Origin of the sequence: Nocardia sp. XZ_19_385 (genome assembly GCF_015355755.1) — a bacterium.
Lineage (GTDB): Bacteria > Actinomycetota > Actinomycetes > Mycobacteriales > Mycobacteriaceae > Nocardia.
The window spans coordinates 2434823-2460083 of the sequence record NZ_JACVEE010000001.1 but is presented as its reverse complement, the minus strand read 5'-3'; the positions used below and the strand labels follow the sequence as shown (position 1 = coordinate 2460083).

General features: G+C 68.3%; 11 protein-coding genes. 1 reads left to right on the top strand and 10 read right to left on the bottom strand.

Features of this window, described 5'->3' with window-relative positions:
• Positions 1-37 precede the first annotated feature (37 nt).
• The gene (locus tag IBX22_RS11575) at positions 38-670 is read left to right on the top strand and encodes a TetR/AcrR family transcriptional regulator (protein ID WP_309234543.1); all 633 of its coding nucleotides are present in this window, start codon (positions 38-40) and stop codon (positions 668-670) included.
• On the opposite strand, the gene IBX22_RS11570 is transcribed toward IBX22_RS11575, so the two are convergent.
• From IBX22_RS11570 to IBX22_RS11525, 10 genes are all read right to left on the bottom strand, one after another.
• The gene (locus tag IBX22_RS11570; protein WP_194815276.1) at positions 629-5029 is read right to left on the bottom strand and encodes a non-ribosomal peptide synthetase; all 4401 of its coding nucleotides are present in this window, start codon (positions 5027-5029) and stop codon (positions 629-631) included. The two genes, IBX22_RS11575 and IBX22_RS11570, sit on opposite strands and share 42 nt — an antisense overlap.
• Positions 5029-9978, bottom strand: coding sequence for a non-ribosomal peptide synthetase (locus IBX22_RS11565; protein WP_194815275.1), 4950 nt, complete (start codon positions 9976-9978; stop codon positions 5029-5031). The genes IBX22_RS11570 and IBX22_RS11565 overlap by 1 nt, the downstream gene beginning before the upstream one ends.
• On the bottom strand, positions 9965-10819 hold the full coding sequence (locus tag IBX22_RS11560; RefSeq protein ID WP_194815274.1) for a 3-hydroxyacyl-CoA dehydrogenase family protein: 855 nt from the start codon (positions 10817-10819) through the stop codon (positions 9965-9967). The genes IBX22_RS11565 and IBX22_RS11560 overlap by 14 nt, the downstream gene beginning before the upstream one ends.
• Positions 10816-15126, bottom strand: a complete 4311-nt coding sequence (locus tag IBX22_RS11555; protein ID WP_194815273.1) for a condensation domain-containing protein — start codon at positions 15124-15126, stop codon at positions 10816-10818. The genes IBX22_RS11560 and IBX22_RS11555 overlap by 4 nt, the downstream gene beginning before the upstream one ends.
• Before the next feature lie 17 nt (positions 15127-15143).
• Positions 15144-18047: an amino acid adenylation domain-containing protein gene (locus IBX22_RS11550; RefSeq protein WP_194815272.1), complete on the bottom strand. Its 2904-nt coding sequence runs from the start codon at positions 18045-18047 to the stop codon at positions 15144-15146.
• Entirely contained in the window at positions 18044-19024 is a 981-nt protein-coding gene (locus IBX22_RS11545) for a 3-oxoacyl-ACP synthase (RefSeq protein ID WP_194815757.1), read from the bottom strand. The genes IBX22_RS11550 and IBX22_RS11545 overlap by 4 nt, the downstream gene beginning before the upstream one ends.
• A gap of 14 nt (positions 19025-19038) precedes the next feature.
• The gene (locus IBX22_RS11540) at positions 19039-20139 is read right to left on the bottom strand and encodes an acyl-CoA dehydrogenase family protein (RefSeq protein ID WP_194815271.1); all 1101 of its coding nucleotides are present in this window, start codon (positions 20137-20139) and stop codon (positions 19039-19041) included.
• Positions 20136-20417, bottom strand: a complete 282-nt coding sequence (locus tag IBX22_RS11535) for an acyl carrier protein (protein WP_194815270.1) — start codon at positions 20415-20417, stop codon at positions 20136-20138. Before IBX22_RS11535 ends, IBX22_RS11540 begins: the two co-directional genes overlap by 4 nt.
• Positions 20418-20483: 66 nt before the next feature.
• Entirely contained in the window at positions 20484-21023 is a 540-nt protein-coding gene (locus tag IBX22_RS11530; protein WP_309234542.1) for a TerD family protein, read from the bottom strand.
• 185 nt (positions 21024-21208) lie between these two features.
• Positions 21209-24997: a multifunctional oxoglutarate decarboxylase/oxoglutarate dehydrogenase thiamine pyrophosphate-binding subunit/dihydrolipoyllysine-residue succinyltransferase subunit gene (locus IBX22_RS11525; protein WP_194815269.1), complete on the bottom strand. Its 3789-nt coding sequence runs from the start codon at positions 24995-24997 to the stop codon at positions 21209-21211.
• Positions 24998-25261: the final 264 nt, after the last annotated feature.

The following is a 25261-nucleotide window of genomic DNA, read 5'->3' as shown; positions in this document are numbered from 1 at the left end:
TCAACAGTATTGACTAGCGTTCAGTAAGGTGGTGTTCGTGGGTAGTAAAGCGAACGGAGAAACCAAGCGAACCCGGCTGAGTCCGGACGAGCGCCGTCTGCAGCTGATCACCCTTGGGGTCAAGATGCTAGGCGAGCGGCCGCTGGAAGAGATCTCCGTCAGCGACATCGCCGAACAGGCGGGCATTTCCCGTGGCCTGCTGTTCCACTACTTCCCGACCATGCAGGACTTCCAGCTCGCCGTCGTCGCGCACGCAAATACCGAACTTCTGCAACGCGTCCGGCCCGACAGCTCGCTCGACCTCTTCGAGAAGCTGCGGGATTCGATCGAGCGCTACATCGACTATGTCAGCGAGAACCGCCAGTCCTATCTGGCGCTGCTGCGCGGTCCCGCCAGCGCCAGCCCCGATCTGATGTCGCTGGTCGACCAGACGCGACTATCGATCGTCGAGATGATCCTGACCGAGACGCCGATCGTCGTGGACGAGCAGGACCGGCCGCGCCTGGTCCTGGCGGTGCGCGGCTGGATCGCGTTCGTCGAGGAGATCACGCTCAGCTGGTTGCGGTCCGAGACCATTACCCGCGATCAGCTGGTGGATCTGCTGGTGGAATCGCTGCTGTCGCTGTCGCTAGCCCTCAATCCCGCGCTCGCCGCTGCCCTGCGCGGCTGAGGCCAGTAGGCCGGCGGGCGCGGCGTCCAGGTCGTCGCAGATCGCGGCGAGGGCGGCGGCCAGGTTCGCGGCCAGGGCGGCGATGGTCTCGGGCTCCCACAGTGTTGCCGCGTAACGGAATTCGGCGCTGATCCCGCCGGGTCGCCCGGCAGAGCCGATGCGTTCGCGGGCCTGCATCAGGATTTCGAATTCGGCGCGCTGAGTCGGCAACTCCCGCAGACCGAACTCCAGATCGCCGACGGCGCCCGCCGTGGCGACGTCACGGAAGAAGGTGGTGACGATCTGGGGGAGCGCCGTGGCGCCCGCCGGAAGCAGGCGTTCGTAGGGGTACTCGCGGTGCTCGTAGGCGTCGAGAATGCGGTCGCGGACCTGGCGGATCAGGTCGCGGTAGGTGGGCGCGGCCGCGCGGTCGGTGCGGATCAGGACGATATCGACGGCGCAGCCGAGCATGGTGTCGAGTTCGGCGCGGTCCCGGCTGCTCATCGCGGTGCCGAGGACCAGGTCGGGGCCGGCGCCGTGCCGGGCGAGCGCGCAGACCAGGGCCGTGTGCAGCACGGTGTAGGTGGTGGCGCCGCAGCGGCGGGCGGTGGCGAGCACGCGGGCGTGGGTGTCGGCATCGATGTCGAAGGCCACGATCGCGGCCGGGTTCGCGCCCGTTCGCGGATTGTCCACCGGCAGCGGGGGTTCCGGTGGCAGGTCGGCCAGGGTGGTGCGCCAGTAGTGGGACTGCTGGGCGAAGCGAGCGCCGGGATCGGTGTTCGCGCCCAGGGTTCCACGGGGCTGGAGCGTGTAGTCGGCGTATTGGAAGGCGGCCGTGGGCCACTGCGGTTCCTGGTTCGCCGCACGGGAGAGGTAGGCGAATTGGAGTTCGCTCAGCAGGGTGCCCAGTGACTCGGCGTCCGCGGCGCAGTGATGGACCACCACTAGCAGCACGTGGTGGTTCGGGCTCATGCGGAAAAGTCGCACGCGCCATGGTGGTTCGCTCATGAGCCGGATGCCACGTGCGGTCTCGGCGGCCAGTAGCTGGTCCAGATCGGCTAGGTCTGAGGGGATTTCGCGGTAGTCGACGTCCTCGGAACGGAATTCCAAGATCTGCTGGACCGGGCCGGTGGCGGCGAAAGGCATTATGGTGCGCAGGATTTCGTGCCTGCGCACGACGTCGTCGACGGCCGCGCGGATGGCGGTGGTGTCGAGCGGGCCGTGCAGTTCGAGCGCGGCGGGCATGAGGTAGTCGGCGGTGCCCTCGCTCAGATAGTTGACCGTCCAGAGCCGGTGCTGCACCGGGCTGAGCGGGATCGAGCTGGGACGACGTAGCGCTCGGGGTGCGGGGCGGGTGCTGTGATCGCCGGTGCGCTCGGTCAGGAGGCGCTCCAGCGTGGCTACGGTGGGTGCGTCGAGCAGGTCGCGCAGGGTCACGGTGACGCCGAGGGCGCGGCTCGTGGCGGCAGCCAAACGTATTGCGGCTAGGGAGTTTCCGCCGAGTTGGAAGAAGTCGTCGTCCAGGCCGACCCGGGGTGCGCCGACCACGTCGGCGAACAATCCGGCCAGGATCTGCTGGCGTGGTGTGCGCGGCGGGCGGACCGCCGCCGCCTCGGGCAGCGACAGCGCTTTGCGGTCGATCTTGCCGTTGACGGTGAGCGGCAGTTCGGGGATCTGCACGAGCACAGCGGGCAGCAGATAGCTGGGCAGGTGGGTGGTCAGCTGGTCACGCAGTGCCGCGGTGTCGATTTCGCGGTCGGCCACGATGTGCGCGATCAGCGTCTTGCCCGCCGCCATCCGGTGCGCGGTGACGACGGCGGCGGTGATGCCGGGCCGGGCGCGCAGCACATGCTCGATCTCGCCGGGCTCCACCCGGATTCCGTTCACCTTGACCTGCCGGTCGCCGCGGCCGAGGAAACGCAGTTCGCCGTCGGCGCCCCAGCTGCCGTAGTCCCCGGTGCGATACATCCGGGATCCGGGCGCACCGAACGGGTTCGCGGTGAACCAGCTCGCGGTGCGGCCCGGCATGCCGAGGTAGCCCTGGGCCAAACCCGCACCGGTCAAATAGATTCCGCCGACCGCGCCGGGTGGGACGGGGCGCAGCAGCGCGTCGAGGACGAGCACGTCGGTGTGGTCGACGGCGCGGCCGACCGGGAAGGGATCGGGGCCGATCGGGCCGGGTGGGATGGTGTAGGAGGTGGCGTAGGCGGTGGCCTCGACCGGGCCGTAGATGTTGACGACCTCGGACTCGGGGGCCAGCGTGCGCAGTGCGCGGACGGTGTCCGGGGCCAGGATGTCACCTGCGCTGGAGATGGTGCGCAGCGCGGCGAGACACTCCGGAATGTCTTCGACGAGTACCTGGAACAGGCCGGCCGGGCACAGCATCGCGGTGACCTCGCCGGCGTGCAGCACCTGGCGGAAGTCCGCGGCGCTGAGGCGGGCCGGTGTCGCGATCACTGCCGTATGACCTTGCAGCAGCGGCATCCACAGCTCCCAGACGACCATGTCCCAGGCGTACGGCGAATGCATCAGCATCCGTGCGTATTCCGGGCCGGCGGCGATCCGGTCGACGGCGCGGGTGACGATCGCGCGGTGAGTGACCTGCACGCCTTTCGGATCGCCGGTGGAGCCGGAGGTGAACATCAGCCAAGCGACGGCATCGGCGGGGACGGGCGCTCCAGCAGTCGGCCGGGTGGAATCCGCCGTCCGAACCGCCTCGATGTCGTCGAGGACCAGCTCGGTTCCGGTTAGCCGGAGCATCCATTCGACGCGTTCGTCCGGATCCTGTTCGTGCAGCGGGACGCAGATCGCGCCGAGCTGCATGAGCGCGAGCAGCGCGATGACCAGCTCCGGCGAGCGGGGCAGGCGCACGGCGACCGGCGTGCCCAGGTGGACGTTGTGGTGGTCGGCAAGGTGGCGCGCGTATCCGGATGCCCGGCTGTCGAGTTCGCGGTAGGTGAGGTGTTCGCCCTCGTACCAGAGGGCGGCGCGGTCGGGGAAGTCACGAGCGATGTCGGCGAAAGCTGCTGCGACACTGCGGTTGGTGACACCGTTCGGGTCTTCGTGGGGCGCACGGTCGACCGGCGGGGTGATCTCGGAGAGCTTGGCGATCGGAGTCGCGTCCGAGGCCGCGGCTACTTCGTTCATCGCGGCCAGGAACCGATCGTGCAGCCGGGCCAGCGATTCGGGATCACACCGCTCGGCGGAGGTGTCGAAGTCGATCCGCGGTGGGCCGCCATCGGCGTAGACGCCGATCCCGAAAGCCTCTGTGCCTCCAGTCGATACCGGTGTCAGGGTGGCGGGTACGTCACCGAATCCGAGCTCAGGAGGAATCGGCAAGATATTGAGCATCGGTCCGGTGACGCGGTGTTCGCCACCGGGGGAAGTGCCGTCGGCGAGCAGGTCGAATCGGCGGTAATGCTGGTGGCGCAACAGCTTCCGGAACTCGGACTGGGCTTGCCGGGCCAGCGCACCGATCGGGGCCGCGGGGTCGACGGTCAGGCGCAGGCCGACGACGTTCGAGGTCATGCCCAGGGCGCGCCAGGAGCGTTTGGCGGGTACCGAAACTCCGAGCACCACGGTGCGTGCGCCGGTGTCGGCGTGCAGCATCAGTGCGATCGTCGCGGCCAGCAGGGCAGGCCAGTCGACATCGAAAGACTGTGCGGTGAACTGGAATTCCGCCCAGCTCTCCGGTTCGGGCCGCCCGGAATGGCGGATCGGGCCCGCTGCGCCTTGCGGTACCGGTGGGTGCGCGAACATCGGGGCGTCGGGCAGGCCGGCCAGGCGTTCGGCCCAGAACGCACGGTCGTCGGTGAACCGGCGCGAGGCGCGGTACCGCTGGTCGGCTTCGAGGAAACCCCCGACGGTGTCGGTGATTTCGGTCGGTGCGGGTCGCCCGGCGAGCAGGTCGGTGTAGACGCGGGCCACCTGGCGAATCAGCGCCAGCGAGGTGCCGCCGTCGAAGATCAGATGGTGCGCTTTGATGCCCCACAGGTACCCGGCGGCGCCGAGGTCGATCAGATAGTGATCGAACAGTGGTGCCGTGGTCAGGTCGTAGGGTCGGGCGAATTCGGGATCCAGGTAGGTCAGGGCTGCGGCCAGCGGGTCGGGTTCGGTGCTGAAATCGTTTTTGTGCAGCGGGAACTCGGCGCAGTCGGTAAGTACCTGTCGCGGTTCGGGCCCGGTGTGATCCAGCCGCACCCGCAGGGTTTCGCTGCTCGCGGTCACGCTGCGCAATGCCCGCTCGAACAGCTCCGGATCGATGCGGCCGCGCAGCTGAACGTAGCCGCTGATGAGATATCGGCGGTCTGCGTCGAACAGCGTCGTGTAGGCCCAAATCTCCTGCTGGGCAACGGTGAGCGGCCAGCTGCGGTTATCCATCACAGTCCGTTCCGGGTCGAGAGGGCGTCGAGGAGTTCGGTGAGCCGCGCGATGATCTGTCGCATGTGGTTGTCGTCGAGCAGGTCTCGGTGCCAGTTCAACGCGATCTGCGTTTCGTCGCGTGGCCACACCGTGACGACAAGTGGGAAGAGAGTCATCTCCCGTGATTCGAGCTCGGTGAGGGTGAGCTCGCCGAGGGTGACCGGGATCGTCGCGCCGTCCACCGGGTAGGACTCGAAAACTAGGGCAGTATCGAAGAACTCGCGCACCGGCAGTTGCGCCGCCGCCGCGACCTCGTCGAGTCCGAGGTAGTGGTGATCCACCACCGCCGACTGGGCGGCCTGGACCGCGCGCAGGCGGACATCGATATCGCCGTCGAGGGCCAGGCGCACCCGGACCGGGACCGTGTTGATGAACGATCCGACCATCGACGCGATGCCGGGCAGCGCGGGCGGCCGACCGGAAACGACTGTGCCGAACAGGATGTCGCCCCGGCCGGTCACCGCGCCGAGGACGTGGGCCCAGGCGTATTGGAAGACGGTGTTGAGGGTGACACCGGCCGCGGCGGCCAGCTGCGACAAGCCGCTGGTCTGCGCCGCCGACAGCGTCAGCCGTCGCTCGGCGGCCGACCGCGCGGGGTCGCTAGGCACAGCTCCGGGCGCGGCGACCAGGGTGGGTCCGTCCAAATCGTGCAAGGCCGCGTGCCAGGCGGCCAGGGCGGAGCTGCGATCCTGCGCGGCGCGCCAGCGCAAGAAAGTGCCGAAGCCATCGTCGATTTCGGTTTGCTCCGGGATGCCGAGGGCGTAGACCGCCAGTAGTTCGCGCAGCAGGATGGGGGCGGACCAGCCGTCGAGCAGCAGGCGGTGGTTGGTCAGCGCCAGCATCCACCGATCGTCGGCGGTCCGGACCAGCAGGAACCGGATGAGTGGCGGCGCGGTGAGGTCGAAGGGCCGTAGTTGTTCCGCGACGAGCAGGTCCTCGAGTCCGGACGGGTCCGGCCGCAGATCGATTTCCCGGAAGGGTATCGGCCCACCCGCCGTGATGAGCTGACACCAGTGACTGCCCGAGGCGTCGCGGAGGAAGGCGGCGCGGAGTGCGGCATGCCGGTCGACGAGGTACTGGACGGCGGCGTGCAGCCGTGTTCGGTCCGGCGTGCCCGTGCAGGTCAGGATCACCTGCATGGTGTGCGCCTCGAGCGCCTCCGGGTCGGCGGGCGCCAAGGCGGCGAACTTCTCCTGGATCGGTGTGAGCGACCAGATGTCGTGCAGCCCGGGGTAGGTCTTTTCCCAGACGTCCACATCGGATTGCCGCAGTGGCACAGCGAAATCCGACGGCGTGCGACCGCCCGCGGCCGGATCCTCGGCATGGCGGGCCAGAGCCGCGAGCGCGTCCAGCCAGAGGTCCGCCAGTTCCCGCACCTGGTCGCGCTCCAGCAGCGTCTGCGGGTACGCGAAACCAGCGGTGAGTCTGCCGTCGGCCACCAGTGCGTCGATGGAGATGGCCGCGCCGGCGGGCAGACCCGAATCATGGAGCGGCTGCGGGGTTTCGGCGGACGCGAAGTCGGCGGCGGGCAGCCACGGGCCGCCTGCGGCAGGCGCGCCGGAGAACGCACCCAGATACGTGAATGCCAGTTGGGTGGTTTCGGCGGGCAGCTGCGGTGCGGTGTCGGCGTTGAGGTAGCGCAGCAACCCGTAGCCGATTCCGGATCCGGGCACCGAAAGCAATTGCTCTTTCACCGTTTTCACCGCTGCGGCGAGGTCGGTACCCACGGCGTCGGCATCGAGATCAGCGAGGTCGAGACGGCATGGGAACGCTGCCGTGAACCAGCCGACGGTGTGCGACAGATCGGCGCCGGGCGCCAGGTCCGGCTCCCTGCCGTGCCCTTCGAGCCGGATCGAGGTGGCGGCATGGTCCAGGCCGCGACGGCGGTGCCACGCGGCCACGGCCAAGGCGACGGCGGTGAGCAGCACGGTGTTCGCGTCGGTGCGGTAGAGCGACGGCAGCGTGGTCAGCACCGCGGTGGTGGCCGCTTCGTCGAGTCCCACCGGGATCCGCCGCACCGTGGCCGCGGTATCGATACGCGGGTCGAGCGGGCGGTCGGTGAACAGTGGATCCGGCCCCGCGAATTGCTGCCACCGGCCCACTTCGGCGACCCGCTCCGGGCGGTGCGCTTCCGCCCGCAGGCTGTGCGCCCAACGGCGCATCGAGGTGCCGCCACCGGGAAGCTCCGGCCGCCGGCCCGCGCTCACCTGCGCCCACGCGGCCAGGAGGTCGGGGATCAGAATGCGCCACGAGACGCCATCGATGGCGATGTGGTGGACCACCACGATCAGTCGGCCGGCGCGGTCGCCGCGTTCGAGCCAGACACACTGCACGACAGTGCCGTTCGCCGGATCGAGACGCCCGATGGCAGCCCCGACCGCCGCTCCGAGGGCGGCGGGGTCGTCGGTGCATTCGAGCCGGGTGAGGACGGTGTCGAGGTCGACGGAGTCGGCGGGATCGGCGAACATGCGCCAGCCGCCGCTGGCGTCGCGATAGAGGCGAGCGCGGAGCATGTCGTGGCGGGCGAGGACGGCGCCGAGGACGGTGCGCAGCGGGAGTTCGGTGATACCGGGCGGGAGCTCGAGGATCATGTGCTGGGCGTAGCGGTCGAACTGTGCGCCGCCGCCTTCGGCGAGCTCGAGGAGCGCGAGAACCGCGGGGGTGGGCGGCAATTCGCCGACGCCGCCGCCGGGGAGTTCGGCGAGGACGTCCGGTGTCTGGTTGCCGGTGCCGGCGATCGCGGCCAGACCCGCGACGGTGCGCTCTTCGAACACCTGCTGGGCGGTGAAGCGGATGCCGCGTGACTTGGCGCGGGAGACCAGCAGGATCGACATCACGCTGTCGCCGCCGAGGGCGAAGAAGGAGTCGTCCACGCTGACCCGATCGCGGCCGAGGACCTGGGCGAAGACCTCGGCCAGGGTGTGTTCGACCTCGGTGCGGGGCGCGCGGAAGGGGGCCTGCGGTGCGGCGGGAGCGGGCAGTGCCGCGCGGTCGAGCTTGCCCGCCGCGTTGTGCGGGAAGGCGTCGAGCACGAGGATCTCGTCGGGGACCAGCGCGGACGGCAGGGTGCGCGAAAGTTCTTTTCGCAGTGCGTCTTCGGTGCAGATCGCGCCGTTCACCGGAATCGCATAGCCGATCAGCCTGCCCTCGGGACGCAGGACGGCGGCGGCTTGGGCGACCGGTGCGCAGGCCGACAACGCGGCTTCGATCTCGCCGAGTTCGATGCGGACGCCGTGCCGTTTGACCTGAAGGTCGGCGCGGCCCTGGTAGTCGAGCAGGCCGGTGCCGCTGTTCCAGCGGACGATGTCGCCGGTGCGGTACAGTCTGCCCCCGAGTTCGAAGGGGTTGGCGACGAATCGTTCGGCGGTGCGTGCCGGGTCACCGAAGTAGCAGCGCGCCAGCTGGATTCCGGAGAGGTAGAGCTCGCCGGGGGTGTCGTCGGGGACGGGCCGGAGGCAGGAATCCAGCACGTAGGCGCCGATGTTCCAGCCGGGTGCGCCGATCGGAATTCGCTCCGAATCCCTGGTGCTGACCGGGTATCCGGTGACCGCGCCGGTCGCCTCGGTGGGTCCGTAGAGATTGTGCAGACGCGCCGGGGTGGCGGCGGCGAACCGGCGGGCCAGTGCCGGGCTGAGGGTTTCCCCGATCAGCAGGACGCGTCGCACACAGGCGGGGAAGTCCGGGGCCACGTTGAGTTGGCTGGTCAGCGTCGAGGGGACGAATTGGACGGTGGTGACGGAGTGCTGTGCGAGCAAGCGGGACAGCGCGGCGGGGTCGCTGTCGGCGGCGGGTGGCGCGATGGCCAGCCGGGCACCGATCTGCAACGGCCACAGCAATTCCCAGATAGCGACATCGAAGGTCACCGGCGTCTTCTGCAACACCGTGTCGGTGTGGTCGAGGCCGAGGTGAGCGGTCATCCAGTGCAGATGATTCACCACGGCGGCATGAGAGACCGCGACGCCCTTGGGCATTCCGGTCGAGCCGGAGGTGAACATCAGGTACGCCAGATGTTCCGGGCGCGGATTCACAGGATGTGCTGTCGCGGTGTGGGGTTGAGCGGGATCAATATCCTCGACGTGGCAGACGGGTACTGCCGCACCAGCGAATCCGGCACTGCGGGTGCTCAAAACGAGTAGGGGCTGGGCGATTCGGAGGATGCGGTCGAGTCGCTCGGCCGGATGCCCGGGATCCAGCGGCAGGAAGGCGCCACCGGCTCGCAGTACCGCGTACACCGCGACAGTGGCGTCGATCGAACGCGGGAGCGCGACCGCCACCACGGTATCCGGGCGCACTCCGCGGCCGATCAACCAGTCCGCCAGGCTGTTCACGCGTGCGTCGAGCTCGCGATAGGTGACTGTTTCGGTGTCGTACACCAACGCTGGGGCATCTGGTGTGCGGCGCACGGCGCGCGTGAAACCGGTCAGCGCGGTCTCGGCGGGGTCCCGGTCGCGCACGGTGCCGACACGTTGCGGGAGTTGCTCGAGCTCGATGTCCGAGGCCAGATCGAAGCGGCCGATCGGCGCGGTCGGTAATGCGACCAGATCGCTGAAAAAGGTTGTGAAGGTTAGTAGTTCAGTGCCGGGAAGTTCGATCTGCCATCCGTCGGCATGCTGAGCCGCCGTCGGAAGTCCGGCCTGGGCAGCGCCGGGGCGCGCTTGCCGTAGTCGCGCGCCGACCTGTGCGGTGACAGCTCGGAAATCCTGGTACGGCGTCACATCGACTTGAATCGTTGTCACGGACGCACCGGCCCTTTGTCCCACAACGACTTCCGTAGAACCGGACCGCCGATGGACATAAACCGCCAACCCGGCCAGCACCACCGCCGCCGCTCCGCCGCCACTGCGCCGGGCCAACCGGCCCAGCCCGGCGGTGTGTTCGAGCACCATGCTCGCCTCACGGATATTCATGAAAACCCTTGCCCGTCTTGCGACCCAGATGACCGGCCGCCACCAACTCCGCCAATGCCTCCGGTACCCGGTAGCGCCCGTCACCGGTGGTCTCCCGCAGCACCACGAGGGTGTCGGCCACGTTGTCGAGGCCGATCAGGTCGGCGGTGCGCAACGGGCCCATACGGTGGCCGAGGCAGCCCTCGAACAGGTCGTCGATGGTGGCGGCGTCAGTGCCGGTCTCGGTGATCGCGGCGGCCTCGGCGATACCCAGCATCAGGACGCGGTTGATCACGAAGCCGGGGCCGTCGCCGACCACGATGCCCTTCTTGCCCAGGGCGTCGAGCAGGGCGAGGGCCCGGTTCAGCGCATCGGGGGAGGTCCGGTCGGTGGTGATGACCTCCACCGTCTCGGTGAGCGGCGCCGGGTTCATGAAGTGCAGGCCGAGGACGCGTTCCGGACGCCCGGTGGCGGCGGCCAGGCCGGCGATGGGTATCGCGGAGGTGCCCGAGGCGAAGACCGCCGACGGCGGGCAATGCCGGTCCAGTTCGGCGAAGAGGGCCCGCTTGAGATCGATGCGCTCGGTGACGGACTCGATGACGAAGGTGGTGTCGCGGAGGTGTTCCACGCGGTCGGTCCAGGTGATGCGCGTGGTGATATCCGGGATGTCGGCCGCTTTGGGCCCGCGGCCCAGCAGCACGCTCAAACGCAATGCGGACTTCAGCTCCCGACGGGCGCGTTCGATTGCCGCGGCATCGGTTTCGACGACGGTCACCGGAATCCCGGCCTGGGCGACACATTGGGCGATCCCCGCGCCCATCACGCCCGCGCCGATGACGCCGACTCGGTGTTCGACGGTCATGGGTGTACCTCCGTTTCGTACTCGAAGTCCGCGCTCGCGGTGTCGTAGACGCACTCGTCCGGTCGGGTGAGGGCGGCTTCCAGGAGCCGGGACAGATCGGCGAGCAGGTCTTCGGCCGAGGCGCGATCGAAGAGCTCGGTTGCGTAATTCAGTTGCAGCGCAGGGGGTTGCGGGGTCCAGAAGAGTTCGAGCTCCGCGGTGGGGGTGGGCAGCGAGTCGGTGTCGGTGATCAAGCCGTGGTAGCGCACGGGGGAGTCACTGGTATCGCCGACAACGGGGCCGCGGTCGCGCAAGGTGCGCCACGTTGCGTCCTGGGGCAGCTCGGCGGTGGCGTAGCGAGGTTGTCCCGCAGGCGAATCCGGTAGCCGGATCGGTACTCGGCTCTGGCCGGAGTACCAGGCCAGCAGGACGGAGTATGCGTCGAACAGGGCGGCGTCGAATGTTGCCGGCGTGTCCAGTGCGTGGAATTCGAGGGGGTGTGAGGCGAGTTCGTGGTCGAATGTGCGCTCGCCGGTGCGGGGGCGGTCGGTGGGGATCAGGAGCGGGGATGCGGTGGGGGCGGGGCCTGCGATGAGTGTGTCGATGGTCGGGGGTGCGGGGGCGATGATGGCGGTGAGGATTTCCAGGAATTCGGCGGCGATGGCGGCGACTGTCTGGCGGGTGAACAATTCGGTGCTGAATTCCAGGCAGGCGCTGATGTCGCGAGGGATGGTGTCGGTGTATTCGAAGGTGACGAGGGTCAGGTCGAATTTGGCTGTGCCGGTGGGTAGTCCACCGAATTCGTTGCCCGCCGAGTGTTCGAGGTCGAACAGTTCCGCGCCTGCCTCGTCGCCGCGTTCCATGCGCGGGGTGACCTGGTGGATGTAGAGCACGTCGAAGAGCGGCGTGCGGGACAGATCGCGTTGTTCGACAAGGGCGTTCACGACCCGGTCGAAGGGGATCTCCTGGTGTTCGAGTGCGCCCAGGACGTTCGACCGGACCCGGGTCAGCAGTTCGGACAGGGCCCGGTCCGTGCCGAAGTCGGTGCGCAGGGCGACCGTGCTGTTGAAATAGCCGATCAGATCCTGGAATTCGCGCCGGCCACGTCCGGTGGTCGGGGTGCCGATGACGATGTCGCGCTGCCCGCTGCGCCGGGCCAGCGTGAGGTAGAACGCGCTGAGCAGCACCACGAACAGGGAAACCGATTCGCGTTGCGCCAGCGTGCGCAATTCGGTGATCAGATCCGCGGGGAGGGTGAACGGGTGCAGGTCGCCGACATATGTTTTGCGAGGCGGGCGGGGAAAATCGGTGGGCAGCGCCAGGATCGGCGCACCGGTCAGCTCGGTGCGCCAGTACTCGAGTTCGTGGTCGAGAGCCGAACTCTGGAGCAGCCTGCGATGCCAGGCGGCGTAGTCGCGATACCGGATGGGCAGCGGCGGCAGTCCGTGCGGACGCCCCTCCGCGCGAGCGGCATACAGTTCCGGCAGTTCCCGGGCCAGGATCACCGGCGTCGCGCCGTCGGTCACCGCGTGATGGCAGACCAATTGCAGGACATGGGCTTCCGGCTCCAGCGTGACGACCAGCACCCGCAGCAGTGGCTCCGCACCGAGATCGAAGGGCGTCTGCGCGGCGGTGTGTACCAGCGCACGCGCGGCGGCCGTGGGGTCGGCTTCGGCCGAGACGTCGACCACGCGGAAGTAGCCTTCGAGCCGGTCCCGGATCCGCAGCACCGGCAGGCCGTCGACCTCGGCGAAGTTGTAGCGCAGTGTCTCGTGGCGCTCGATCAGGTCATCGAATGTCCCCTGCAGGGCAACGGTATCGATTGGTCCCCGGAGCAACTGCACGACCGGGTAGTTGTACAGCGTGGTGTCGGGATCGAACTGGTGGTGGAACCACATCCGCTCCTGCCCGGACGACATGACCGGCTCGTCGTGCGCCACCAGCGCCGGAATCGGCGCGCGCTGAGGAGTTTTCGCTTCCGCGACAGTGAGGAGTCTCGCGAAGTCGGCCAGGCGCGGGCGCTCGTAGATGTCGAGCAGTTTCGGGCGGAATCCGAAGGTCTCCTCGATCCGGTCCACCAGTTGGATGGCGATCAGCGAATTGCCGCCGAGGGCGAAGTAGTTCGCGTCCTCGTCCATGTCCTCGTGGGTGCCGAGCAACTCGGCCAAGGTCTCCCGCAACCACAGCTGGGGATCGGCGACCGCGTGACCCCGGGTGGCCACGCGGGAGGACAGGACGTTCTGAGCGTGCGGTAGGTCGACCCAGCACCGTTCTTCCTGCATCGGGTGACCGGGCAGGCGCACCCGGTGCGCATCCGCGGGCGCCAGTGCATTCCAGTCCACGTCGACGCCGTACTCGTACAGTCGGCCGATCAATTCATCGAGATCGGTGGAATCCGCGGCAGCGGTGACGATCTCGGCGTCCGGATCCGACTCGGCGATCAGCGCGCCCAGGCGACCTCCGGGGCTCGGCTCGACGAATACCACCGGTCCGTCGGCGCGCAGCGCGTGCACGGCGGCCAGCAGCCGATCGGTGTCGACCGTGGGTGCGGCATCGGCGAGTTCTCGCGCGTCGACCGGGCCGCGGGAGCCGAGCAGATAGCGCGAGAGATAGCGCGAGGAACCGGCACTGAGCAGAGCGGCGAATTCGATTCCGCACTCTTGTAGTCGTGCGTGCACCGCGATCTGCCCGGCCAGGACACGCGCGGTGTCGCCGGTCGCCGGAAGGTGTTCCGGCAGTGAACTATCCGGCATGGCACCCGTCGGGACGGCATCCGGAGACAGCAGCAAGACCACCCGCGGCTTGCTCGGCTCCGGGTGCGTGATGACCGCCGCCTCGTCCAGCACATCGGCGAGTTCTGCTGTGCTCGAGGCGGTTACAGCGACCCGGAAATCGTAGTGTGCCCGTCCGAGTGCGAGTGTCGCGGCGACCTCGTCGAGGTCAGCGGAGGACTGGCGCAGTGCGCCCCCCAGCTGGATGCACAGTTCGGTGAGGGCCTGCGGGCTGCGCGCGGAGACGCCGATCAGGCGCATCCGTCCCGAGGACGGCGGGACCGAAACCGAAGGTGCTTGCGCCACCACGCAATGCGCGACACTCCCACCCAGGCTGAACGAGCTGACACCGGCGACCCGGGGTTTGTCATCCGCCCATGGCCGGGCCGCGGTGAGCACCTCGATACCCGCGCCCTCCAGGTCGAACCCGCCGGTGGCCCGGGTGAAGTGCAGCGACGGATACAACTCACCCTCGGAAACGCTCAGCACCGCCTTGACCAGCCCGGCGATCGCCGAAGCATGATCGAGATGCCCGATATTCGTCTTCACCGAACCGATCGGCAGCACCCGCCCGGAGCCCCCGAACACCGCACTGATGCCTTCCAACTCCACCGCGTCGCCCAGCCGGGTACCTGAGCCGTGCGTCTCCAAATAGCCGGCCGTCAGCGGATCGAGTCCCGCATCAGCCCAAGCTTTTTCGATCACCGTGGCCTGACCTGTCGCACTCGGCGTACTGATCGTCGCGGCCGCCGCCCCGTTGTGCCGCGTCGAACTCCCGCGTATCACCGCGTAGATCGGCACCCGATCCGCTTGCGCGCGCGCCACGGTGGTCAGCAGCAACACCGCGCCACCCTCGCCGTTCACCGTCCCATCGGCCTCGGCATCGAACGCCCGGCACACCCCGCTGGGCGACATGATTTCGCTGAAACCCCCACCGCCCCAGGAGGGTGTCCCATGCACCCGCACCGCGACACCACCGGCCAACGCGTAATCCGCATCCCCGCAAGCCAGCTCACGACACACTTGATGCACGGCAACCAGCGCGCTGTTGCAACCACTGTCCACCCCGAAGCAGGCCCCGGTCAGCCCGAACCGATGCGCGATCCGCGCCGGCCCCGCGAACGCCGCATTCCCGAGCAGACTCAACGGACCCGGATCCACCGCCAGAGAGTGATAACTGGACTGCCCCGCGCTCAGCGCCACAGCTGTGACAGACCGCGCCAACGACGCCGTCGCATACCCCGCATCTTCGATCGCCCGATGCGCCAGCAGCAGCGCCAGCCGCTGCTGCGGATCCATCACCGCCGCCTCCCGGCGCGACAACCCGAAGAACCGGTAATCGAACTGCTCGATATCGCTCAAATGCCCCATCGGCAGATACGTCACCGAGGGATTCAACCCGGTCGCCGCAATCCGCCCCGGCGGCATCGGCCCTACCGAATCTCGCCCAGCGGCCAGGTTTCTCCGGAACTCGGCCAGATCGGCCGCATGCGGAAAGCGCGCCCCGATACCGACGATCGCGATATCGGTCGGACGGGCGGTGTCACTGTCAGTCAAGGCTTGCTCCTGCGTATTCACAGTTCGAAGGCCATGGTCGGGGCCGCGGCGGGTTTCGCGCTCTCGTCTGTGCCGGGGGTTGTGGCTGCGGTCAGGGCGGTCTCCAGCGCTTCGGCATGGGCGCCGATGGTGCGTAGATCGAACAGCTGGCCCACCCGGATCGCGCCTGGCCAGCGTTGTTCCATTTGCAGGTGCAGGAAGACGACGCGGTGGGAGTTGCCGCCCACCTCGAAGAAGGAGTCCGCCAGATCGAAGTCGTCGTGTTCGAGGGCGACGGACCACAATTCGGCGATTTCGAGCTCCCGATCGGTCCAGCCGTGGCGCGCCGGTCCCGGGAGTGCCGGGCCGTCGGCGGCCGCGCGCAGGACAGCCTCGTCGAGTTTTCCGGCGGCTGCGATCGGGATGGTGTCGATCCGGACGAAACGGCTGGGCACCTCCATCGGCTGGAGCTGCTCCAGGCAGTGGCGGGCGAGGGCGCGGCGCTCCGGCGGAGTGGCGAGGTCGGCGGGAACGATGAAGGCCACCAATTCGGCTACCGCGTCCCGGTTTTCGAGCACGAGTGTGACCGCATGCGCGACGCCGGGATGGTTCTCCAGCACCGCCTCGACGGCATGCCGTTCCACGCGTGCACCTCGGACCTGCACCTGTCCGTCTCGACGGCCGAGGAACTCGATCGCGCCGGAGTCGTTGCGGCGGGCCAGATCTCCGGTGCGGTACATGCGGGCACCGGGGTCGGCGAGATCGGCGACGAACCTGGTCGCGGTGAGTCCGGCGCGACCGGCATAACCGAGGGCGATTTGGTCGCCGCCGAGATACAACTCGCCGGTTTCGCCGGTGGGCACGGATCGGAGATCCGGTCCGAGCACAGTCGCCGAGTTGCCCGGCATCGCGGTCCCGATCGGGATGATCGCCGGCGTCGGGTCGGCGGCGACGGTGTGCCACACGCAGGTCACCGTGGCTTCGGTGGGTCCATACTCGTTGAGTAACAACGTATTCGGCAGCAGCTGATGGTGCCGGACGGCGAGTGCGGAGGGGACTTGCTCACCTGCCAGTGCGACAACCTGCGGTGGGGTCTCGGCCAGTGCGTCGAGCAGGAGCCGGTAGTAGGACGGAGTCGCGATCAGGTGGCTGACGCCCACGCGGCGAGCGAGAGCGGCCACGGCCGCGCCGTCGGGCAGTTCGCGGTGCGTAGGAACCACGACCGTGCCGCCGACGGTGAATGCCCACGGCGCGAACAACAGTGACGCGTCGGCGGTGAGCGGACAGGTGGACAGGGTCACCAATTCCCCGTCGGTGTACGGGTAGGCGCGGCCCGCGATCATCGCGGCAAGATTGGCGCGGCTGACAAGCACCGCCTTGGGAATGCCGGTGGATCCTGAGGTGGTGATCACGTACGCGGGCGTGCTCGCCGAGGGGGGTGCGGGGAGCGGGCCCAGCATCGACGGTTCCCCGACCGGCAGTAATGCGAGGGGTCGCGGCGACGAGGCGAACAGTGCTGCCACCTCCGCTTCGCGGTCGGCCACCTCGTCCTGTCGGCGGACGCCGCGGTCCGAGTAGTCAGCCGGGTCGAATATGACGGCAGTGCAATAGATCTGGGACAGCAGTGTCGCGATCTGGGCGGCGGGCCGGTCGGGCTCCAGCAGGCACCAGGCCGCGCCGGCACGCAAGGCCGCGAGCATGGCGATCACGGCATCGGGGCCTTGGCGCAGGTGACACAGCACCACATCGCCCGGGCGGACGCCCGCGCCGACCAGTCGACCAGCGAGTTCAGCTGTGCGGGAGTCCAGTTCGCGATAGCTCAGGCGGTGGTCACCGGAGATCAGTGCGATGCGGTCGGGGACGCGCGCGACTTGACGCATCAGCCCGGTCACCAGGTCGCCCGGCGGCACTGGAGCGTCGGGTGCGCGCAGGAGTACGTGGCCGGTGTTGGGCACGGCGCCCGAGCCGTCGTGCCCAAGCAGCACCCGCTCCTCGTCCTGTTCCAGCACCGCGAACCCGGCGAAGCGCAGCGTCACCAACATCACTCGATTCACCGGTGTCGGAACGAATTCCGCGACAGCACGCTGTCCGCGCGCGGCGGCCCGGTCGATCAGATGCGCCAGCAGTGCACCGCCGACCCCGCGCGACATCACGCGGCACGACATGAGCAACAGCAGGATCGCCGCATCGCCGCCGCGAAACTCGGTGACCGCCAACCCGATTGCGCCGTACTCGCCGAACCGGTCGCGCAGCTCGGCGATCAGCACCTCGTGATCAGGTGACGCACTCAGCTCCCGCAGCTCGTCGATGTCGAAGGTGCGCCCGGTGGTGTTGAGCTGATTGGTGCGCACCGTGAGTTCGTGTGCCCGGCCGAGATCCGCTTCGCCGGCTCGGCGCACGGTCATCACCAGGCCGAGCCCGGCGAGGAATTCGGTGTCCGATCCTTCGAACGACGCGGCACTGTCGCGCCGGATCTGTTCGGCCCGATAGCGTTTCCTGCGGTCGCGGGCATCCGGGGTGATCACGGCGGGGTTGAATTCGGACAGCTCGGGCAGCCGCGCCAGATCCTCGGCGGCATAGCAGCGGACCTGGGGGAGCGCGGCTGCGACCTCGGCGCGTTCCACCGGATCGTTGTCCACGAACGCGATGGCGTCCAGCCCGATGTTCAGGTGTTCGGCGATCTGGCGTACCGCCGCGGACTTCGCTCCCCAGCCGATCTGCAACGAGCAGAACATCTCCGAGAGCCCGTGCGCATCGAGATGCGCTGTGGCGAGCGCTGGTTCGCTACGACTGGCGACCGCGTGCACGATGCCGCGTTCGTCGAGCAGCCGCAGTACCCGCCAGGCTTCCGGGTGCGGTGCGGCCGCGTCGCTTTCCAGCACGACCCCGTCCCACAGGGTGTCGTCGAGATCCCAGACCAGGCATTTCACGACGGCGTTCACAGCTCGATTCCTCCGTATTCCCGATCGGGTAGTCGCCGCAGCAGGGTGGAACTCCAGGCCGCGACGGGGCTGCTGTTGAGCAGCAGGGTGTAGTCACCCGGTGCGCGGGCCGGGGCCGCCGCCTCCAGGTTGACCAGTACATCCAGCGATCCGAGGTGCCCGTATGCGGCGAGGTTGTGGTGGCAGGCCTTGTCGATGCGGGTGTCCAGCGCTTCCTCCCAGAACGAGAACGCGCCGGTGGACAGGTTCTGCATCAGCACCGGACCTAGATCCTGGAGTCGTAAACCGTTGCGGCCCAGCACTTCCTCATTCATGGCGGCGAGGCGTTTGCGGCTCTCCACGGCCAAACGGAAGCTGTAGGTGGCCTCGTCGGCGCACACCTCCCGCCAATCCCGCTGCGGCAGATCGCGATAGTCGATCCGGAACAGGTCCGCGTACTTGCCGTCGCTGCGCACCATGTGGTCGACCAGCTGGTAGCGGCCGGTTTTCGCGGTGCTCAGCAGCACCGCCCCGGCGCCATCGCCCAGCAGCGTCATCGGCGCGCGATACCGGAACCGGGTCGGCGCGGTGGCCGCCGCCACGATCAGCACGGTGCCGCAGTGCGGGTCGCCGCGCAGCAGCCCGGCGGCCAGGGTGAACGCGGCGGAGATCGACGCGCAGCCGAGCTCGCCCACCCCGGCGACGAACGCCCGCTCCGCACCGAGCCGATGCTGCAGCCGGGTGGCCTCGGAGGCCATCAGATACCGCGGCGCCCGCCCGCCCACCACCAGCAGTGCGTCGAGCTGGTCCGCGGCGAGTCCCGCCCGGGCCAGCGCCTGCTCGGCAGCGGCGGCGGCGAGATCATCGGCACCGTCCTCAGCGCACCGCACGGTGTCGATGCCCAACGCCAGCGCATGCGCCCGTCGGCCGGCCGGCAATTCGGCCAGTTCGGCGAGTTCGGTTACCGCGAGGGAGGTTTCGGGGAAGACCGCCGACACGGGTCCGAGCGTGATCACTGCCCCACCAGCGCGGTCCGGAGCACGAATTCACCGATGTCCTGCTCGGCCACTTCGCGCGCGCCTTCGATGATCTGCATGATCTTCGCGTCGCGGAAGAAGCGCCCGGCCCGGCTGTCCGGCGCACACCCGGCGGCGCCGAGGATCTGCACCGCGCGCTCACTCACCGACCCGGCGGCTGCCGCGGCGGCGTACTTCGCGGCGATAGTCCCCAGCAGTGCACCGGGATCCCGGTCGATCCGCTGGTCGGCCGCTCGCGCGCACAGAGCCCGCGCGCTTTCGATCTCCACCCAGCTCCGTCCGAGCATGGCCCGCACCGCTTGGTGATCGCCCAGCCGCGCACCGCCCTGCACCCGGTCTCGTGCGTGCGCCGCGGCATCGGCCAGGCAGGCCCGCGCCATCCCTGCGCATCCCCACGCGATCGTGTAGCGCCCGTGGTCCAGCGCGGTCCCGACGACATGCGAAACACCGAATCCTGGTCGCGCCAGCACATTCTCGGCGGGCACCCGCGCCGCGTCGAAACTCACGTGCGCGATCCGCGCCCCGCGCATCCCGAGCTGATCGGTGACCGGTTCGGCGAGCACTCCGGGCTGATCGGTCGAAACCAGCGCGGCCACCGGACCGCCCTCGGACTGTCCTGCCACCAGCAGCACGTCCGCCAGCGCACCGAACGTCACCCACATTTTGCGCCCGGTCAACGACAACTCCGCCGACCCGGTGAACCGCGCCCGCATTCCCGACAAATCGCTTCCGGCATCGGCCTCGGTCACCGCCAGCCCGGCGATCAACGCACCGGAAGTCAAGGCGGGCAACCACTGTGCGCGCTGGTCGTCGGTACCCCACCGGTCGACGGTGGCGGCCACCATCCCCTGCACCGTGAACAGCGAGCGCAGCGACGTGCATACCGCGCCCAATTCATTTGCTACGAGTCCGATCTCGTGCGCGTCGGCCCCTTGCCCGCCGTAGCGCTTGGGCCGGTCGATCCCCAGCAGCGCGGCGCGCGCCAGGGTCAGCGCGGCGGTCCGCGGCAGCCCGGCCCGATCCCACCCGGCCGCCGCCACCGTGGCGTCGGCGAGCACCGATTCCAGGTCGCTCACCCGGCGGCACCCGTCCCCACCGCGGCCGCGCACTTGCGGGTGACGAAGGCGGCGGCGCGGTGCACGGTCCGGAAGTTGTCCAGGTCGAGATCGTCGATCTCCACCTCGAATTCGAAGGTGCGCTCCAGGTAGGCGACGATCTCCAGCGCCCGCAGCGAATTCACCAGGCCCATCGCGAAATAGTCGTCATCGGGCCCGAATTCGGCTCCCGTGATCACACTGAAGTCCCGCAGCAGCTGCTGCACCAACTCCGGCCGTTGTGTACCCGCGTCGCTCATCTATTGGAAATTACCGCGCGACAAGCGTGCGCGAATGCCCCCAATTCGTGTGCCCCCAAAAGGTTCTCAGACCAGGAACTGGGCGAGCTGCGGTACCGCTTCGACGGGGTGCTTGGCGGGCAGGTTCACGCCGATTTCCTGATACACCCAGCCCTGCACGGTGCGGACCAGCTTGCCCATCACGAAACCCGTTGCGCCGCGCCCGCCGTCGAGGTTGTAGCGGGCGAATTCGAGGTCGGCCATGCCGTCCACCAGGCGGCAGAACGCATTGTCGATCTGCCCGAAGGGCTGGCCCGAGTAGGAGGTGACGATGAAGAAGATCGTCGTCAGATGTTCGGGCAGCCGGGTCAGGTCGACGGTGATGACCTCGAGGTCGCCCTCGCCTTCGCCGGTGGTGTTGTCGCCCAGCAGCCGTACCGACCCGTCCTGCGACATCAACTGCTCGTGATAGACCACATCGGCGATCGCGTCCCCGGAGAACATCATCGCCGCCGCGTTCAAATCGATGTCGGGCCGTCCCCCTTCCAGCCAGCGCCCGTGCGCCGGATCCCAACCCAGCGCCATGGTGACGAAGCTGAGTCCTTGGCTGGTTTCCGCTGTGGACACTTGGGGCACCTCTTTCCGACCGGAACGGCGCAACCGAGCTCGCGCCGTCTCTTTCACCCTAGGTGCTAACCAGTTTCCGTACCTCGAAACGGCCTTGGGCACCTGCGGAAACACGAACGCCGGGTGCGAGCTCCGCTCCTGTTCAAGAGCGAATTCGCACCCGGCGCCCGGGTTTCAGCTATCGGCTAGCTGGTCGGCTCGAAGGCCTCGGCGATGATCTCCGCCTGCTCCACCGCGTGCACCTTCGACGAACCCGAGGACGGGGCCGACATGGCGCGACGCGAGATGCGGCGCAGCTTGCCCAGACGATCGGGCAGGATCTCCGGCAGGTTCAGGCCGAAGAACGGCCACGCACCCTGGTTGGCCGGCTCCTCCTGCACCCAGGCGATATCGGTCGCGTTCGGGTACCCGTCGAGCGCCTCGTTGAGCCGGAACTTCGGCAGCGGGTAGAGCTGCTCGATCCGCACGATGGCGACGTCTTCGCGCTTCTGCTTTGCCTTCTCCGCGGCCAGCTCGTAGTAGAGCTTGCCGGAGGTCATCAGCACCCGCTTGACCTTGCTGCGGTCGCCGACGCCCGTCTCGTAGGTCGGCTCGTCGAACACCGAGTGGAACTTCGACTCGGTGAAGTCCTTCAGATCCGAGACCACGGCCTTGTTGCGCAGCATCGACTTCGGGGTGAAGACGATCAACGGGCGGCGGATGCCGTCCAGGTTGTGCCGGCGCAGCAGGTGGAAGTAGTTCGCCGGGGTGGACGGCACGGACACCGTCATCGAGCCCTCGGCGCACAGCTGCAGGAAGCGCTCGATGCGGCCGGAGGTGTGGTCCGGGCCCTGGCCCTCGTGACCGTGCGGCAGCAGCAGCACGACATCGGAGAGCTGGCCCCACTTGGCCTCACCGGAGGAGATGAACTCGTCGATGATGGTCTGCGCGCCGTTGACGAAGTCACCGAACTGCGCTTCCCACAACACCAGTGCGTCCGGGTTGCCCAGCGAGTACCCGTATTCGAAACCGACCGCGGCGTACTCCGACAGCATCGAATCGTGCACCGCGAACCAGCCGGGGCTGTCGCTGCCGATGTTGTGCAGCGGGGTGTACTCGGCGCCGGTCTTGCGATCGATGATCACCGAGTGCCGCTGGGTGAAGGTGCCGCGGCGCGAGTCCTGACCGGTCAGGCGCACCGCGACGCCCTCATCGATCAGCGTGCCGAAGGCCAGCAGCTCGGCGAAGGCCCAGTCGACCTTGCCCTCGTAGGCCATCTCGCGGCGCTTCTCCAGCACCGGCTTGACGCGCGGATGCACGCTGAAGCCGTCCGGAACGTTCAGGAAGGCGTCGCCGATGCGCTGCAGCACCGACTTGTCCACCGCCGTCTGCACGGTGGAGGGCACCTTCTGCTCGTCCTCGACCGACTCCGAGGGCTCCGGCGGGTACTTCTCCAGTTCGCGGACCTCGTTGAACACGCGCTCCAGCTGGCCCTGGTAGTCGCGCAGCGCGTCCTCGGCCTCCTTCATGGAGATGTCACCACGGCCGATCAGCGATTCGGTGTAAGCCTTGCGGACCGAACGCTTGGTGTCGATGACGTCGTACATGTACGGCTGGGTCATCGACGGGTCGTCGCCCTCGTTGTGGCCGCGACGGCGGTAGCAGATCATGTCGATGACGACGTCCTTGCGGAACTTCTGCCGGAAGTCGACCGCGATCCGGGCCACCCAGTCGCAGGCTTCCGGGTCGTCACCGTTGACATGGAAGATCGGCGAGCCGATGAACTTCGCGATGTCGGTGGAGTATTCGGTGGAGCGGCTGTTCTCCGGCGCGGTGGTGAAGCCGATCTGGTTGTTCACCACGATGTGGATGGTGCCGCCGACCCGGTAACCGCGCAGCTCGGACAGGTTCAGCGTCTCCGCGACCACACCCTGACCCGCGAAGGCGGCGTCACCGTGCAGCATCAGCGGCACGACGGAGAAGCCCTCCGGGCCGTCGCCCTTGTCCAGCAGGTCCTGCTTGGCGCGCGCCAGACCCTCGAGCACCGGGTCGACCGCCTCCAGGTGCGAGGGGTTGGCGGTCAGCGAGACCTCGATCTCGTTGTCGCCGAACATCTGCAGGTAGGTGCCGCGCGCGCCGAGGTGGTACTTCACGTCGCCGGAGCCGTGCGTGGCCGCCGGGTTCATGTTGCCCTCGAACTCGGTGAAGATCCGCGAGTACGGCTTACCGACGATGTTGGCCAGCACGTTCAGCCGGCCGCGGTGCGGCATGCCGATGATGACCTCGTCGAGGCTGTACTCGGCGCACTGGTCGATGACCGCGTCCATCATCGGGATGACGGTCTCGGCGCCTTCCAGCGAGAAGCGCTTCTGGCCGACGTACTTGGTCTGCAGGAAGGTCTCGAAGGCCTCCGCCGCGTTCAGCCGGTTCAGGATGTACTTCTGCTGCGCGACAGTCGCTTTGACGTGCTTCTGCTCGACCCGCTCCTGGATCCACTGCCGCTGCTCGGCGTCGAGGATGTGGGTGTACTCGACACCGATGTGGCGGCAGTAGGCATCACGCAGGATGGACAGCACGTCGCGCAGCTTCATGCGCTCCTGGCCGTGGAAGCCCGCGACATTGAATTCGCGGTCCAGGTCCCACAGGGTCAGGCCGTGCTGGGTGACATCGAGGTCCGGGTGGCTGCGGAACTTGTCCTTGACCAGCCGCAGCGGATCGGTGTCGGCCATCAGGTGACCGCGGTCGCGGTAGGCCTGGATCAGCTCCATGACGCGCGAGCTCTTGTCGACGCCGCGTTCGCGGATGTCCTTGCGCCAGCGCACCGGCTCGTACGGCACACCCAGGCCGTGGAAGATCTCGTCGTAGAACTCGTCGGAGATCAGCAGGGTGTGGATGGTGCGCAGGAAATCACCGGACTCCGCGCCCTGGATGATGCGGTGATCGTAGGTGGAGGTGAGCGTCATCAACTTGCCGACACCGATGTCGTTGATGCGCTCGTCGCTCATGCCCTGGAACTCGGCCGGGTACTCCATGGCGCCCGCGCCGATGATCGCGCCCTGGCCCGGCATGAGGCGGGGCACCGAGTGCACGGTGCCGATGGTGCCGGGGTTGGTGAGCGAGATGGTGACGCCGCTGAAGTCGTCGGCGGTGAGCTTGCCCTCGCGGGCCCGGCGCACGATGTCCTCGTAGGCGCTGTGGAACTGCCCGAAGGTGAACGCCTCACAACCCTTGATGGCGGCGACGACGAGCGAACGGCTGCCGTCCTTGCCCGCCAGGTCGATAGCCAGACCCAGGTTGGTGTGCGCGGGGGTGACCGAGTGCGGCTTGCCGTCGATCTCGGCGAAGTGCCGGTTCAGGTTCGGGAACTTCTTGACCGCCTGCACGATGGCGTAGCCGAGCAGGTGGGTGAAGGAGATCTTGCCACCGCGGGTCCGGGCCAGGTGATTGTTGATGACGAGGCGATTGTCGATCATCAGCTTGGCCGGGATGGCGCGCACGCTGGTGGCGGTGGGGATGCTCAGCGAGGCGTTCATGTTCTTGGCGACCGCGGCGGCGGCGCCACGCAGCACCTTCGACTCTTCCTTGGCCTCGGCGACCGGGGCGCCGGAGGTGGGCGCCGCGTTGGAGGCCGGCGCCGGAGTGGTCTGCGGCTTGCGCGCGGCCGACGCCGGAGCGGGCGCGGGCGCCTTGGGCTGCGCGGCCGGCTTCGTCTCGGCGGGCTTCGCGGCTGCGGCGGGCTTGGCCGGTTCGGGCTTCGGCGCGGCAGTTTGCTTCGGGGCGGCCGGAGCTTGCTTCGGGGCAGGGGCCGGGGTGGACTCCTGCTCGGCGGGCTGGCCGTCGGCGGTGGCCTCAGGGTTGTAGTCGGCGAGGAACTCGTGCCAACTCTCATCGACCGAGGATGGATCCTGTTTGTACTTCTGATACATCTCGTCGACTAGCCACTGGTTCTGGCCGAACTGGGAAGTTGAGCTGCTCACAGCAGGTGTTCGCCTCATTTCGTTCTTCGCGCTGCGACGTTTGTGACGTGCCCGGCACGGGGATCGGGGTTGGTGCTCCGATGCGCCCCAATTGAGGATATGCCCAGCCGCAAAGGGGTGGTGTTACCCACCACCGGGACAGACCCAAACTCGAGTGTCGAACTCGTCTGATACCGACTTTATGCCTCTCTGTTATCCCAGTGTCGCCCAGCGCCCGGTTTACGCGCCGGTGAACATCGCGACCTGCGGTGGGATGCCGGATATTTGCCACATCTTGATAAA